Here is a 13995-nt window from a genome sequence, read left to right as displayed (position 1 = left end):
GTTATGACAGACATACAGACTTTTGCCAGAGACATTCACAAGGGATTGTCCGCACCACTGAAGCACATTTCGAGTAAATACTTTTACGACGATATCGGTAGCAGTATTTTTCAGGACATCATGAAAATGCCTGAATACTACCCTACTCCCTGCGAATTTGAGATTTTATCGTTGCAGGGAGAGAATATCATTCAAAAACTGAAATTCAAGGGCCCGTTCCAGATTGTCGAATTCGGTGCGGGAGATGGGATCAAAACGCGGCAGTTACTGAGAAAGCTCATCGACCGGCAGGTTGATTTTACTTATGTGCCCATTGATATTTCGTCCAAAGCCATCGAAGAGCTGACGGCTAATATGCACAGCCATTTACCTGGTTTGAAGATCAGTCCGATGATCGGCAACTACTTCACGATGATGGAGGAACTGGCGGCATCGGGCGTTCCCAGCCTCTTGCTTTTTCTGGGCGGCAATATCGGCAATTACGAATCCCACGAGGTTAACAGCCTGCTGGCCGATTTCCGCAAATGTATGAACCCGGGCGACTACCTGCTTACCGGCTTCGACCTGCAAAAGAACCCGGCTACCGTCCGTTGCGCCTACGACGATCCCAGGGGCATTACGAAGTCATTCAATATTAACCTGCTGCACCGGATTAACCGGGAGTTGGGCGGAAGTTTCAAAACCAACCAGTTCGACTTTTACTCGCATTATAATCCCGTCAATGGCGAGGTACGGAGCTACCTGGTGAGCCTGGTACCGCAGAAAGTACACGTTCGATACACCGACAAATGCTATGATTTCGACCGGAACGAGCTGATATGGACTGAACTTTCGAAGAAATATACGTTAGCCGAAATCGAAGAAGTGGCCAGGACCAACGGTTTCAGGGTAGTAGAACATTTTCAGGACTGCAAGGCCTATTTTACCGACAGCCTCTGGACATTATAAAAGCGGCCGGGACAACGAATATCCCGGCCGCTTCATTTAACAGCATAAGGCACTAGTTACTCGATACGAATTTATTGAAACGGCTTTCCTTACCATCGGCTGTTTTTTCCTGATAAAGAAATTCCAGCTTGCTTTCGTCGAACTTTTGGAAAAACTCTTCCCAGCTGATCTTCTGCAAAGAATCCTCACCGCTGTACCCCGGAAAATCGATGCGCAGGATGCCGCCGCCATCTTTTTTCGTGGCGGTTCCCTTCACCATCGAAGGCACACCGCCACGCTTCTCCACCCAGGCCCGGATCGTATCGTGATCGCGCGTCGAGGTGTCGGACTTGGAACTGCCGGCCGATTTTTTAGTACCGGTTGTCTTGGTTGCTGTGGCTTTCGACGCGGCCGTTTTGGAAGCAGCTGGTTTCGAACCGGTCGTTTTTGACGCTGTTGTATTTGTAGTGCTCTTGGTCGTTGCCTTGGCGGCCGTACTTTTGGCAGAAGTCCCCGTGGTGGCATTCTGCTTCGTTTTTGAAGTGGCTTCCTTGGTATTGCCCTTTGTTGTAGTAGCCATGGTTTCAGTTGTTTGATTTGAAACCCAACAACTTCAAAAAGCGTGCCGCAATGGAATTGCCTCAATGGAATTGCCGCGGTGGAACTGCCTCAATAGAATTGCCGCAGTGGAATTGCCGCAATGGAACTGCCGTAGAGAAACTGCCGCAGTGGAACTGCCGACATGGAATGTCCTCAACCTTCCAAATCCCGAATCACCCCTTTCAGCCTGAAACCGCATACACGGAAACCCGCCTTTTCCAAAGTTGCCTGGGAAATACGGTTGCTGATATTGCAGCGGGCGGCGGGCACGCGGCCCATTTTGTATGCGGTCCGTTTCAGCTCCTGCACGATGTAAGTAGCATAACCCTGCTCGCGATATCCTTCGCGCGTCTGCATGTAAATGTCCGCGTACGGCATGTTGTAGTTGAGCATTAACCCGCCGCTGGCCACAATCTCACCGCCGACATCGATCACGTACTCGCTTTCATCGCCATTCATCGGATCATTTTCCGAACGTTTGCGGAAGATTGCGACCGGCATTTCAAAGGATGTTGTGAAATGATCTTCGAACAAAATAGCTTCCGCGAATGAGGTATCGCAGAAACGGTACAGCATGGTTGCCAGAAAAACATCATTGCTCTGGCTCTCGATCCAGGTTGCCCGGCAAGCCATTTGAAATTTCTCAAAAACAAGACTGGCGTATTTGCGGTAAGGAGGCAGCAGGTAAAATTCGAAGATCGTGTCACGGTCCTGGCGGCGATCGGTACCCCACACGGAACCATAACCGACACGGACATTATCTACCCTGAACAGCCAGGTATCGGCCCAGCCATAGTCGTGGCACTTGTTGCAGACGAACTGGAAGTGGTTTTCATGCAGGAACATCGTGCGAAAATCCCTGATCTCGTCCAGCCCGGTTTTGGAAGTACTGATTCGCATAGTGTGGCTCGCACAGTGTGGAAGGAATCTTCGAATAAGGTAGTATAATGGTGCGAAAAAAACTAGCCGCGTTGCAGGAAATGCAATGCTTCCGGCCGCTTTTTTGTACGGGCAGTGACACTAAAAACACGTCAGCAAGGCAGCAGCGGTGCATTTCACCGGACCGACATCATTATTCACCCAATCCTAAACCGGCATGAGGCCTCTTATTCAGACCATTATCTTGCTCACGCTCGTCATTTTGAAATGCCATGCGCAAGGCACCACCCCTTTGAAACTTTGGTACAAACAGCCTGCGAAACAATGGGAAGAAGCATTGCCGATCGGGAACGGGCCGCTCGCAGCGATGATTTTCGGCGGCGTCACGACCGAGCAAATCCAATTTAACGAAGAGACCTTGTGGACAGGCGAGCCCAGAAGTTACGCTCACAAGGGCGCTTCCTCGCATCTGGGCGAAATCCGCCGGCTTTTGAACGAGGGAAAACAAAAAGAAGCGGAAGCATTGGCCAATGAGCAATTTATGAGCCAGCCAATGCGCCAGATGGCCTACCAGGCTTTCGGAGATGTTTATTTAGACTTTCCCGGACACGCGGAACATACCGAGTACGCGCGGGAACTCGACCTGCGTACCGCCACTGTCAAAAGCAGCTACCAGGCTGGCGGCGTCCGCTATACGCGGGAAGCATTTGCGAGCCATCCCGCCAAAGCGATTTACTATCAGGTTACCAGCTCACAAAAGGGTAAGCTGGATCTTTCCATTCGCATGGACGCAATTCATTCAGAAAAGAAGATCAATGTGAAAGGCAACGAGATTGAACTGGAAGTCCATGTCGACAAGGGCGCATTGAATGGCATTGCCCGCGTCAAAGTTATCACCGACGGAAAATTGGCCCAAACCGCAGGAAAACTGACAATTGCCAATGCTACAAAGGCAACATTAATCCTGACGGCCGCTACCAATTACCTGGATTACAAAACCATCACCGGCGATCCGGCTTCCAAAACTACGGAAGTTCTTCAAAATGCCCCGGCATTTAATAAAGCGCTGGCCGACCATAAAACAGATTACCAGCAGCTTTTCAGCCGCTTTACATTGACCCTGCCTGCCGGCAACGCCTCCGGCCTGCCTACCGACGAACGGCTTAGCCAGTTCAAAAAGGACCCGGACGACCCGGCATTGCTCGCCTTGTATGTACAGTTTGCGCGCTATTTGCTCATTGCCAGTAGCCGTCCGGGAAGCCACCCGGCCAATTTACAGGGTAAATGGAACCACAAGCTCAATCCTTCCTGGGACAGCAAATACACGGTCAACATCAATACTGAAATGAATTACTGGCCGGTGGAAATGACGAACCTGAGCGAATGTCATGAGCCGCTGTTTCAAATGGTAAAGGAAGTTTCCGAAACGGGGACCGAAGTGGCGCAGGAGCATTACAATGCAAAGGGCTGGGTGCTGCACCATAATACCGACGTATGGCGCGGGGCGGCGCCTATTAATGCATCCAACCACGGTATTTGGGTCACCGGAGGCGCGTGGCTGAGCCTGCATTTGTGGGAACATTACAGGTTTACGCAGGATAAAGCATTCCTGCAAAAAATGGCCTATCCGCTCATGAAAGGCGCGGCTCTATTCTTTCTGGATTTCCTGGTAAAGGATCCGAAAACAGGAATGCTGATCAGCTCACCCTCCAACTCCCCGGAAAACGGAGGCCTGGTGGCTGGTCCAACCATGGACCACCAGATCATCCGCGCATTGTTTAAGGCTTGCATTGAAACCGCCGGTATCCTCGGGACGGACGCGGCATTTGCCGAAAAACTGGCACAAACCTCGAAGCAGATCGCCCCGAACCAAATAGGCCGCTACGGCCAGTTACAGGAATGGATGACGGATATCGACGACACTACGAGCCACCACCGGCACGTCTCGCATTTGTGGGGCGTGTACCCAGGCGAGGAAATCACCCCGGCCGGTACACCGGATCTGCTAAAAGCCGCAATGAAATCACTCCGGTTCCGGGGCGATGATGGTACAGGATGGAGCCTGGCCTGGAAAATCAATTACTGGGCACGCTTCCTGGATGGAGAGCACGCTTACACGATGATCCGCAAGCTTTTCAACCCCGTGTACGATGCGGGCCAGAAAATGAGCGGCGGCGGTTCCTACCCGAACCTTTTCGACGCACACCCTCCGTTCCAGATCGACGGTAACTTCGGAGGCGCTGCCGGCATTCTCGAAACTTTGGTGCAAAGCCATTTGGAAAACATCCACATCCTGCCGGCCCTGCCGAAAGCATTGCCCGACGGCCGGGTGAGCGGGTTACGGACGCGGGGCGGTTTTGAAATGGATATGGAATGGAAAAGAGGCAAGCTAACCGGCCTGACCGTGCGTTCGAACGCCGGAAATACCTGCAAGATCCGCTACGGCGCCAAGGTGGTTTCGATACCAACGGCGAAGGGAAAAACCTACCGTTTCGGGCCGGATCTGACTGTTTTGAAATAAATCCAACTTTTTTCAGCAGTGCAGAAATGCTGCTGACATACTGCTGTCACTTGGCGATGTTTAGTTTGTCATGTAATCAAACAATAAACTTTAAAAACCTTTGACATGGACACTAACAACACCGCACAAGAACTGGCAGCTCCCACAACCGTTATCACTGCCGAGGCACTTCTGGACCATTGGCAAGGCCACCGCAGGCTCAGCCGGAAGGTTATTGAGGCATTTCCTGAGGATCAGTTTTATACTTTTTCGATCGGCGGCATGCGTACTTACGCCGGGCTCACTATGGAGATGATCGGCCTCGCAGCTCCGGGCATCCGCGGCATTGCATTCGGCGACTGGACGTTCAGCGACCCGGTCCTCGATTCTTCGACACCCGCACCGGCTACCAAAGCGGAAGTATTGCACCTATGGGACCTGGTTACCGAATACATCAATACGCTCTGGCCGCAGATTCCCGCCCAACGGTTCAATGAGGTTGAAGCCGCCTTCGGAATGTACGAGAACACGATCTACAACACGATCCTGTACCTGATCGATAACGAGATCCACCACCGGGCACAGGGCTTCGTGTACCTGCGTGCATTGGGCGTGCAGCCGCCATTCTTCTGGGATCGCAATTAATTCGTTATAAACTTCGCCCCATTTCTGTTTTGACCTGCCTGTGCAACTCCCGTTTGCACGGATAGGTCGAAACGGAAATGGGGTTTTCTATTTTCATGGAATGGTTTTAGTGTCTACCTTAGCGTAGTTGAATCATTTGAAAAAGAGAACTATGCCGCACATGAAATCCAAAGTATTAACAGTAGCCGCAGCTGCGGGCCTGCTGTTTGCAGTGAACCATGCGAATGCGCAGGTAAGACAACCCGCCCCGACGGGACAAGTTCCCCGAGCTTATACGGGCGCACAATCGGCTCCTGCCGCAACATTTAAACCAAAACCAACCGGCCAGATAGCACCGGAAGCACCGGGGCAACTGGGTACCATCGTGCAGCCCGCTCCCGCCGTAGCTCCGGTCCAAAAAGTGTCCGACGTGCAGGATCTGGGTTTTGAAGTGAACTCGCGGCCGGCTAGCCAACAGGGATCTGTGCCGAAAGTAAATACCTCGCAGGACCCGCGGACGATGCCCGAACGCTACCAGCCCCAGGTAATCCAGCAACAACCGGCGACAGCCGCCGGGCAAGTGCAGCAGGTACAGATGCAGCAAGTCCCTTCAACGGGGATCCCAGTTACGGGTACGCCCGCAGGGACGCCTGCCGGAGCAGCGCCTGCCGCGGGATCGCCTGCCGCAGGAACCTATGCTCCTGCTTCGCAGACGACCGCACCCGCAACGACCGGCCGGAGTGTGCCACAACAAGTGCAGATTAATACGCAATCGACAGTACCGCAACCATCCACCGCTCCGAAAGCCGCGTCTCAGCGCGTGGATCCTCAATAGCTTTTTGGCCCCGGGAACCGGGGCCTTTCATTGCTACAAGCTTCTCCTCTTTGCCAAAACTTCGTTTGGCACAATCACACCCGTAAATTGTCCTATACCCACCCCGGAAAAGTGGGTGACTGGCCGTATTTTTGTATCAACACTTCTTCACAAACCGGTGACAACCCGGTGATTAACACATATCGTTATGAAAACCTTTTATGCGGTCCTTGCCAATTCGTTGGCAGCTGCGCTGACGAATACGTTTGTCTGGTTCGCCGTCACATTCTGGGTGTATCTCGAAACCAAATCCGTGCTGGCCACTTCGGTGATGGCAGGGGTTTACCTTGCTACGGTGGCATTTTCGGGCTTTTTTCTCGGATCTATCGTGGACCGCTACCGCAAAAAGACTTCCATGCTGTTGTCGGCCTGCATTACCCTCGCACTCTACATCCTGGCCCTGATCATCTATATTTCCACACCGGAAGCGGTCTTCAAAGACGATTCGAGCATTAACCTCTGGCTTTTTATCACACTTTGTCTCTTCGGGGCGATTACCGGAAACATCCGTACAATCGCATTGTCGACGGTGGTTACCATCCTGTTCGAAGAAGACAACCGCGATAAAGCCAATGGAATGGTCGGTACCGCCAACGGGGTATCATTTCTGATCGCTTCGATTTTCAGCGGTCTGGTGATCGGTTACCTGGGCGTATTATGGATGATGGCGCTAGCCGTGGGGCTGAGCGTGCTGGTAATCCTGCATTTGCTGACGATCACAATCCCCGAAAAGGAGGTTGTTCACACCGAATCTCATACGCAGCACATCGATATCCGCGGCACCATTGCTGCCGTGGGTATGGTACCAGGACTGTTTGGACTGATTTTCTTCAATACTTTCAATAACTTCCTCGGTGGCGTATTTATGTCGCTGATGGACGCTTACGGGCTCTCACTCGTATCGGTGCAGGCGTGGGGTATTCTCTGGGGCGTACTGAGCCTAGGTTTTATCGTCGGCGGGCTGGTGGTAGCAAAGCGTGGCCTGGGTAAAATGCCTTTGAAAACATTATTTATTTCAAATATTGTCATGTGGGTGATCTGTATCATCTTCCCCATTCAATCGTCCATTGTTTTACTGGGCATCGGCATGTTTGTCTACCTCTGCCTCATTCCCGTCGTCGAAGCGACGGAGCAAACGATCCTGCAAAAAGTAATCCCACCGGAGAGACAGGGACGTGTATTCGGATTTGCGCAAAGCATTGAGCAGGCTGCTTCCCCCATTACGGCATTCATGATCGGGCCGATTGCCAAATTTGTTTTCATTCCCTTTATGACCACAGGGGCAGGCGTTCGCCTGATCGGTTCCTGGTTCGGTACCGGCACCGCCCGCGGTCTCGCACTTCTATTTGTCGTGACAGGCATTGTAGGCCTCATTGTCACGCTGATCGCCATGCAGTCGGCTGCTTACAGGAAATTATCGCTCGTTTACAAGAAACCTGCGCCGGAATACGATACCGACGAGGTGCCGGTGCGAGAGGAAGCCTGACAGACCTTTTATTTTCAATCAACACTAATCACTACAACTATGTTTGGACAGACCAAAGCATTCAGCGGGTATTCGGTGGATGACTTGCAGAAAGCACGACAGTTTTACGGGGAAACACTCGGAATCGAGGTTTCGCAGCAACAGGAAATGCCGGTACTCCATTTGAACATCCATGGGGGCTACGAGGTGATCCTGTATGAGAAACCAAACCACGAACCCGCGACGTTCACCGTCCTTAACTTCCCTGTCAAGAACATCGAGGAGACAGTTAAAGCACTCAAATCCAAAGGCGTGCAATTCGAAAGCTACGACTGGCCCGGCTTTAAGACGGATGCTGATAACATCATGCGGGGAAATGGCCCGACCATCGCCTGGTTTAAAGACCCTGCCGGCAATATTCTGTCGGTCATCGAAACTGAAAAATAATCATCCTTAACCTTCAACTGAAAACATGGACAATGTAAAAAGCACCAGAATGCAGGGCATCATCGCCCTCTATGATTTGCAATCCCCTTTTTTCGCGTTTGTAACGGAGAACATATCCCACGAAGACACGCAAAAACGCCTGGATACCAAGGCCAACCACATCGGCTGGCTCGCCGGCGCGCTTGTGGAGCAACGTTTCGACCTCGCGCGTAACCTGGGTTATGATGGCTATCAACAGGCCAACGAACTGTTCAAGGAGTACAAGGGAATTCAGGATGGCGTGGAATATCCGGCGATTTCTTCTTATCAGCAGGATTGGGACAAAATTACGCCGATCCTGAAAGAATCACTGAGCAAGCTCAGCGACGAAGAGCTGGAACGGCGAATTGACATGGGTCCTGAGTTCAACATGTCGCTATACGAACTGATCACGTTCTCGATCTATCGCGAAGCGAATATCATCGGACAGATCGCCCTGTGGCGGCGGTTACTCGGCTATCCGGGCATGCGATACATGTAAAAACAGGTGGAATTGTGCTTTCTTGCAGATCAAATATCGATCAGGCATTTTATGAAAATGTTTCAGCAAGGCATTCAGCTCAAAGCCAGAAGCCGCGGTTTCCACCTCATTACCGGAGAAATTATTCACGCATTACCATCGATCAGCGAAGTCAAAGCCGGGATGTGCCAGGTGTTTATCCAGCACACCTCGGCTTCGCTGACGATCAATGAAAACGCCGATCCGACTGTCCGGATCGATTTTGAAATGTATTTCAATAAAGCCGTCCCTGAAAATGACCCCGACTACCGGCACGACTACGAGGGCTCCGACGATATGCCGGCCCACTTGAAAGCCTCGCTACTTGGAAGTTCGGTGATGGTCCCGATACGGAATGGTCGTCTGGCCCTCGGCACCTGGCAGGGCATTTACCTCTGCGAACATCGCGACTATGGCGAGCCGAGAAACCTGATGATCACTGCCTGGGGTATCTGAGTTTATTTCCGGTCAAATATTATTAAAAGTATTGGCCATATTATAAGTACTAACCTTAGCCGCTCACCGCCATTGCCTTATTGTTTCCGCCCCGGGACCGTCATTTGTCAAAACCTTGTCGCACAGCGCTATTTGCTTTAAAAACGAATCCCTATCCGGCGCAGTGAGGACATTTCCACCCGAAAGGTATTGATAGCCTATCAACTGATCCATGCAGGATACAACCATTTGCTTTTCGGCGCCGGCTGAAAAATTAGCGTCGCACTGCAAAGCATACCGGAGCATGTCAGTATCGAGAATGCCCGTGCGGAATTCGCCCTGGTAGCCTCCCGGACCGTTCGTTTCGTGCTGGTTATTAATGGGTGCTACCGGATGCTTTTCCGCGGGCATCCAGCCGTTGCCGTGGCGGGTCTGGTAGGCCCTGGTCAGATAGTAAACTGTCGGGGAAGCTTTTATACCATTGCGGCGGAGCATTTCGAACGCGTTTTTACTGGTCGTATTCGAACGCGTAACGTGAGGGAAGATTCCGAAATCCATATCCAGCAATATGCCCTGTCCACCTTCGAAAATATGGTTTTCAAATCCCATTTCAAATAACTGGCGTTCAGGCAACAACCTGATAATGTCACGTACGGCCCCTACGTGGCGCATAAACTGGTACAAGCGCATAATTTCCAGTTCCAGTGCTTCAATACAGCTTTCCAGTCCGCGGGCTTTGAATTTAATACGATAATAGTCGCGTACCGCCGCCAGCTTCCGTTCCAAAATGGCCGGAAAAAACAGGTCTTGTGCGTAAAGTTTGTACGGCCCCAGATTACGCTCGATCGTCGCACCAAAACCTACGCCTACCGTCCCGTGAGCGACGTTAGCGCGGTCGCTTACATTATAAAATTTATCGAAAGGTGTCGTGACCATCGCCAGCGGGTCCACAAACAGTACGGGATCAGCTCCCAGTCGCTGCAATGCGCTGAACTCGCTGGCTATACCCATGGGATCGATCGTGCAAAACCGGGAGAAAAATCCCGGCACGTTTCGGAAAGTGCCTGCTCCAAAATTTGAAAATACGTGGGGGCGGCCGCTGGCATGCATGACGGTGTGCCCGCATTGGTGCCCGCCGTTGAAGCGGATCACCACCGGGTGATCCAGCGTAGAGGACAGGTAATCTGTAAAAACACCCTTTCCTTCGTCGCCATAACCCATTCCCAAAACGATATGAACATCCCCCATCTACAATGCGATAATACCCGATGTGCCGTGGTCGCGGCGGATTAGTGAATCTTTGACCGCGACGAGCGCATTGGAGACCGATTGCCGTGTTCTGGCATCGAAGCCGCTCATCGCGACGTCCGCATTTACCCCTTTTACCAGCGCCACCGTAGTTGCGATGAGCTCCGCAATATTGTTCTGATCTTCGAGTACCAGGAAACGTTCACCCAATAATCCCTTCCATTGCGAAAACACGAAAGGGTCGTTGTGATAGCTCGCTTCGTTGGCGTGGATGTGAAAAACGAAGTACGACCGGCAAGCTTCATTCAGTACGGACGATGCAGTGAGGTTTTCCCGGCCTTTGTAACCACATTTGGCCTGCAACAAATCGGCCGCCATTTGATCGTGAAAACCTTCATCGCCAATCGTGAAGAGAAACCCTTTCTCCTGTCTTTTCTCAAAAGAATCGATTGAAGTATGCCGTGCCGCGAAGTACCAGGCCAATGGGTAACTTTCCCGGTTCTGGCCACCGCCACCCCGCTCGATGAAGATTTTCGACAGGCAGTCGTCCAGTTCAATAGTCCCCGATTCAAACTGGCCCACCTGCAAAGGATAGTCGTCCGAAATATGGTCACCTATGGCCATGAACATGATTTGCGGATCGAGGATACCATTATCGATCAGGGTGTTCATCAATGCGCCCAGTTTATTTTTGATCAGATTTTCGGGAATCGAGCCCATCGAGCCCGTAACGTCCAGCGCCACGATGATCGGCACCGAATCCGGGTGCAACTGCGAATCTCTCGATTCCCGGATATCGACATCGTCCGGCGAAAGATCGGGGTGTATCACGCCCAGCTTGTTTTGTGTAAAATTGTCGTCGATCGACCGGGTTTTGCGCACCCGGCTGACACTGTCATAAGCATCGCTGCTCCATGATGAATAGCCCATTGTTTCAGATATTTAAGTGGATGAATTGGGATGGAAAATTTCTGTCGAGCATTTCACGGTACTTTTCGTAACATGTCAGTGAATCGTCGTCAGAGCTTAACAGGAAATCGACAAACTCGGCATGATGCGTCTTCCGCAGCGAGGTACCCAGCCCGGAGCGGTCGCCCAGGAGGTAGGCGCCAATACGTTTGACCATTTCCAGGTCGACATTTTCGGTGGCTTTCTTGTCGGTCAGTAACTGGCTGGGATACCAGTGCCGGTAAGCGGCCGAAATCGTCGATACGCGGGCATTCAGCTTGGTCGTGTGATAGAATCCCGCGACGGCGATCCCGTGCGTTTCGGGCACGAGCATTACGTGTGCAGGTGTAAGGCCCAGGTGCGCACGGCCTGTATGCCTGTGAAGCTGCATGCAGAATTCGAGCAGCCGCGACAGCACCCAGTTTACATGGTCCTGTGACAATGTCAGATTGACGAGTGGTATCGCGCGCTGGAAGAACAAAAGGCGGGAGTCGGAGTTCCAGCCATAGGGCATATACCGTTTGAAATGTTCCGTTGCACTTGCCGCTACTTCCTGCTGATTCCGCATCGCATGGGCGATTATCTGCGGGTCGCCCTGGTATAATATCCAGTAGCCATTGGTCAGGAAGTTACCGGAATCGTCTGTGAAAGTTGTCCCGCTGGTGAAATGCCGGAACATTTCGAGTAAATGGTTGGTAGCGTCCTGCGCTCGGGGATCTTTGCATTTATCGGGATGCACGGCCTTCAAAATATCCCGAAAGGACATTCCCGTGCGGGCGGCTAATGCATTGTAATGGGTTGCTTGCAAAACCTGGTCGATCATTCGGCTGTCGTCGTCTGTCATGGATAGCGCTTGTCGTTAACTGATGCCCATCAATAGCTGTGAGAAAGCCAAGGTATCAGAACTAACGGCACCAAGGGCAGGCCATTGAGCAGGCGAATGGCGCGAATGAGCAATCGGCGTAGCTACCCTTTGTCACAATCCCCCCCTGATAATGTCGCAAATCACATCTCTTTTTGTGACCCGAACCCGCTTAGTTTGTAACATCGAAATAATGTAAGGCAAGCTGTTACAAAATGGCCCTTAAACCAGATCGGAAACAATGGTAGAAGTATTCAAAACAGACGTAGAGAAACAAAGCCAGGCAAAATTGTTGGTCGACCTGATTTGCCTTGCATTCACCGGCTACCAGGCCAGTTTCGACCTCGAAGATTGTGATAAAGTATTGCGGGTCAGCTGCGAGGGTGCGGCAATATGCGGTACGAGTGTAATCGGACTGCTGAAAAACTTTGGCTATGAAGCAGCCATCCTGGAAGAGAGCGTTTCAGGAAAAATTCACACCGGTGCCATACAGTTGGCTGAATATTAAGCCGGCTCCGGCATCACGGTATGCCATCATTATTTTTAGGTTGAAAAATCCCGCTGGTCTCGCACACGAAACCAGCGCTATGCCAGATTGGTAAATTCTGTTTCATTCCATATACCATTAAACTACATCAACTATGAAAAAGACAAAGATTATCTTCTGGGTTGTAACGGGTCTGTTGGCCGTCATGCTGGGCATTGGTGCCGTATACGATGCCATTTCGGCACCCGAAGCGATAGAGCATGTGACGCGCATAGGCTATCCCGCTTACATTGTCCCCTTCCTGGGTGTCGCCAAGATGCTGGGTATTATTGCGATCCTCGTTCCAGGCTACCCCAGAATAAAGGAATGGGCTTATGCAGGCATATTCTACGACCTCCTCGGCGCTTTTTACTCGCACATTGCGTTTGGCGACGGTCCCGATATGTGGGCAGGATTTATCATCGGTTTTGTATTAATAGCCGTTTCGTATATCTACTACCACAAATTGCAGCGGCAGACCTTCGCCACCGTTTAGTGTACCGCGTCAGATTCATCAACAACTCAATCTTATAAAACTATGTCAACCAATCAATCAATCATCGAAACCAAAACGGAGGAAGCTGTGGACAGGAAACGACTATTGCATGACCTCGATCAAACGGAGCAGGATTTTTACACGATTCTGGCTTCCCTTCAACCGGAGCAGGTCAATATGGTCCCGTTCGAGGGCAGCTGGACGGCCGGGCAAGTAGCTGAGCACATTCTGATGGCCGAATCGGGCATACCCGAAACGGTACTCGGCACGACGGAAGAAACCGATCGTCCCATAGCGCAATATGTACCTGTCATCGAATCGATTTTCCTTGATTTTACGGCCAAATACCAGGCCCCGGATTTCATCATCCCGTCGGCCGGCCCTCACGACCAACAGCAATTGCTCGAAGCGTTCAAAGCGGAACGTGCGGCGATCCGCGAGATAGCTGCTAATGAAGATCTCACGCTCACCTGTACCGATTTTGAGTTTCCGCAAGTTGCCAACCTTACCCGCTGGGAATGGCTCCAATTTGTACTCTGCCATTCGAAAAGACATACCCGCCAGCTGCGCAATATTTCCGAAAAAGTTAGCAGCCGCACCGGCAGCTGGTAGCGCAAAGATTAATA

16 protein-coding genes are annotated in these 13995 nt (G+C 51.5%); 11 read left to right on the top strand and 5 right to left on the bottom strand.

The genetic code is table 11. The features are described from left to right. The first annotated feature begins 3 nt into the window (after positions 1-3). Positions 4-948 carry an L-histidine N(alpha)-methyltransferase gene (locus AAHB90_RS22465; RefSeq protein WP_342087485.1) on the top strand — a complete coding sequence of 315 codons (945 nt, stop codon included), beginning with the start codon at positions 4-6 and terminating at the stop codon, positions 946-948. Positions 949-1000: 52 nt separating this feature from the next. Here the strand turns inward: AAHB90_RS22465 and AAHB90_RS22460 are convergent, their stop codons facing one another. Both AAHB90_RS22460 and AAHB90_RS22455 read right to left on the bottom strand, forming a co-directional pair. Further along, complete coding sequence (locus AAHB90_RS22460) at positions 1001-1507, bottom strand: hypothetical protein (RefSeq protein ID WP_342087484.1); 507 nt, start codon at positions 1505-1507, stop codon at positions 1001-1003. 173 nt (positions 1508-1680) lie between these two features. Continuing rightward, positions 1681-2427, bottom strand: coding sequence for a GNAT family N-acetyltransferase (locus AAHB90_RS22455; RefSeq protein WP_342087483.1), 747 nt, complete (start codon positions 2425-2427; stop codon positions 1681-1683). 196 nt (positions 2428-2623) lie between these two features. On the opposite strand from AAHB90_RS22455, the gene AAHB90_RS22450 reads away from it, so the two are divergent. From AAHB90_RS22450 to AAHB90_RS22420, 7 genes are all read left to right on the top strand, one after another. After that, positions 2624-4927, top strand: coding sequence for a glycoside hydrolase family 95 protein (locus tag AAHB90_RS22450; RefSeq protein WP_342087482.1), 2304 nt, complete (start codon positions 2624-2626; stop codon positions 4925-4927). A gap of 105 nt (positions 4928-5032) precedes the next feature. After that, positions 5033-5551 (top strand): DinB family protein, encoded by a 519-nt coding sequence (locus tag AAHB90_RS22445; RefSeq protein WP_342087481.1) that lies wholly within the window; start codon positions 5033-5035, stop codon positions 5549-5551. A gap of 160 nt (positions 5552-5711) precedes the next feature. Continuing rightward, entirely contained in the window at positions 5712-6365 is a 654-nt protein-coding gene (locus AAHB90_RS22440) for a hypothetical protein (protein WP_342087480.1), read from the top strand. 187 nt (positions 6366-6552) lie between these two features. Then, positions 6553-7890, top strand: coding sequence for an MFS transporter (locus tag AAHB90_RS22435; protein WP_342087479.1), 1338 nt, complete (start codon positions 6553-6555; stop codon positions 7888-7890). Between the two features lie 39 nt (positions 7891-7929). Continuing rightward, entirely contained in the window at positions 7930-8316 is a 387-nt protein-coding gene (locus tag AAHB90_RS22430; RefSeq protein WP_342087478.1) for a VOC family protein, read from the top strand. 25 nt (positions 8317-8341) lie between these two features. Continuing rightward, positions 8342-8836: a DinB family protein gene (locus AAHB90_RS22425; protein WP_342087477.1), complete on the top strand. Its 495-nt coding sequence runs from the start codon at positions 8342-8344 to the stop codon at positions 8834-8836. Between the two features lie 51 nt (positions 8837-8887). Then, entirely contained in the window at positions 8888-9310 is a 423-nt protein-coding gene (locus tag AAHB90_RS22420; RefSeq protein ID WP_342087476.1) for a secondary thiamine-phosphate synthase enzyme YjbQ, read from the top strand. Positions 9311-9373: 63 nt separating this feature from the next. Here AAHB90_RS22420 and AAHB90_RS22415 read toward each other — a convergent pair whose 3' ends face one another. Genes AAHB90_RS22415 through AAHB90_RS22405 form a run of 3 tightly spaced genes read right to left on the bottom strand, consistent with a single transcriptional unit; the run spans position 9374 to position 12329 of the window. Beyond that, positions 9374-10537 carry an adenylosuccinate synthetase gene (locus AAHB90_RS22415; RefSeq protein ID WP_342087475.1) on the bottom strand — a complete coding sequence of 388 codons (1164 nt, stop codon included), beginning with the start codon at positions 10535-10537 and terminating at the stop codon, positions 9374-9376. After that, entirely contained in the window at positions 10538-11467 is a 930-nt protein-coding gene (locus AAHB90_RS22410; RefSeq protein WP_342087474.1) for a hypothetical protein, read from the bottom strand. 4 nt (positions 11468-11471) lie between these two features. After that, positions 11472-12329 (bottom strand): hypothetical protein, encoded by an 858-nt coding sequence (locus AAHB90_RS22405; RefSeq protein ID WP_342087473.1) that lies wholly within the window; start codon positions 12327-12329, stop codon positions 11472-11474. A gap of 259 nt (positions 12330-12588) precedes the next feature. On the opposite strand from AAHB90_RS22405, the gene AAHB90_RS22400 reads away from it, so the two are divergent. The 3 genes from AAHB90_RS22400 (at position 12589) to AAHB90_RS22390 (ending at position 13981) form a co-directional block, all read left to right on the top strand. Next, complete coding sequence (locus AAHB90_RS22400; RefSeq protein WP_342087472.1) at positions 12589-12855, top strand: hypothetical protein; 267 nt, start codon at positions 12589-12591, stop codon at positions 12853-12855. 133 nt (positions 12856-12988) lie between these two features. After that, complete coding sequence (locus AAHB90_RS22395; RefSeq protein ID WP_342087471.1) at positions 12989-13369, top strand: DoxX family protein; 381 nt, start codon at positions 12989-12991, stop codon at positions 13367-13369. A 42-nt stretch (positions 13370-13411) separates the two neighbouring features. After that, positions 13412-13981: a DinB family protein gene (locus AAHB90_RS22390; RefSeq protein WP_342087470.1), complete on the top strand. Its 570-nt coding sequence runs from the start codon at positions 13412-13414 to the stop codon at positions 13979-13981. The last annotated feature ends 14 nt before the right edge of the window (positions 13982-13995 follow it).

The organism is Dyadobacter sp. OTU695 (assembly GCF_038440355.1).
Taxonomy (GTDB): domain Bacteria; phylum Bacteroidota; class Bacteroidia; order Cytophagales; family Spirosomataceae; genus Dyadobacter.
This window is presented reverse-complemented; position numbering and strand designations above follow the sequence as displayed.

Coding starts and splice junctions, on each gene's coding strand:
- AAHB90_RS22465 (WP_342087485.1), top strand. CDS start 4: ATGACAGACATACAGACTTTTGCCAGAGACATTCACAAGGGATTGTCC.
- AAHB90_RS22460 (WP_342087484.1), bottom strand. CDS start 1,507: ATGGCTACTACAACAAAGGGCAATACCAAGGAAGCCACTTCAAAAACG.
- AAHB90_RS22455 (WP_342087483.1), bottom strand. CDS start 2,427: ATGCGAATCAGTACTTCCAAAACCGGGCTGGACGAGATCAGGGATTTT.
- AAHB90_RS22450 (WP_342087482.1), top strand. CDS start 2,624: ATGAGGCCTCTTATTCAGACCATTATCTTGCTCACGCTCGTCATTTTG.
- AAHB90_RS22445 (WP_342087481.1), top strand. CDS start 5,033: ATGGACACTAACAACACCGCACAAGAACTGGCAGCTCCCACAACCGTT.
- AAHB90_RS22440 (WP_342087480.1), top strand. CDS start 5,712: ATGAAATCCAAAGTATTAACAGTAGCCGCAGCTGCGGGCCTGCTGTTT.
- AAHB90_RS22435 (WP_342087479.1), top strand. CDS start 6,553: ATGAAAACCTTTTATGCGGTCCTTGCCAATTCGTTGGCAGCTGCGCTG.
- AAHB90_RS22430 (WP_342087478.1), top strand. CDS start 7,930: ATGTTTGGACAGACCAAAGCATTCAGCGGGTATTCGGTGGATGACTTG.
- AAHB90_RS22425 (WP_342087477.1), top strand. CDS start 8,342: ATGGACAATGTAAAAAGCACCAGAATGCAGGGCATCATCGCCCTCTAT.
- AAHB90_RS22420 (WP_342087476.1), top strand. CDS start 8,888: ATGAAAATGTTTCAGCAAGGCATTCAGCTCAAAGCCAGAAGCCGCGGT.
- AAHB90_RS22415 (WP_342087475.1), bottom strand. CDS start 10,537: ATGGGGGATGTTCATATCGTTTTGGGAATGGGTTATGGCGACGAAGGA.
- AAHB90_RS22410 (WP_342087474.1), bottom strand. CDS start 11,467: ATGGGCTATTCATCATGGAGCAGCGATGCTTATGACAGTGTCAGCCGG.
- AAHB90_RS22405 (WP_342087473.1), bottom strand. CDS start 12,329: ATGACAGACGACGACAGCCGAATGATCGACCAGGTTTTGCAAGCAACC.
- AAHB90_RS22400 (WP_342087472.1), top strand. CDS start 12,589: ATGGTAGAAGTATTCAAAACAGACGTAGAGAAACAAAGCCAGGCAAAA.
- AAHB90_RS22395 (WP_342087471.1), top strand. CDS start 12,989: ATGAAAAAGACAAAGATTATCTTCTGGGTTGTAACGGGTCTGTTGGCC.
- AAHB90_RS22390 (WP_342087470.1), top strand. CDS start 13,412: ATGTCAACCAATCAATCAATCATCGAAACCAAAACGGAGGAAGCTGTG.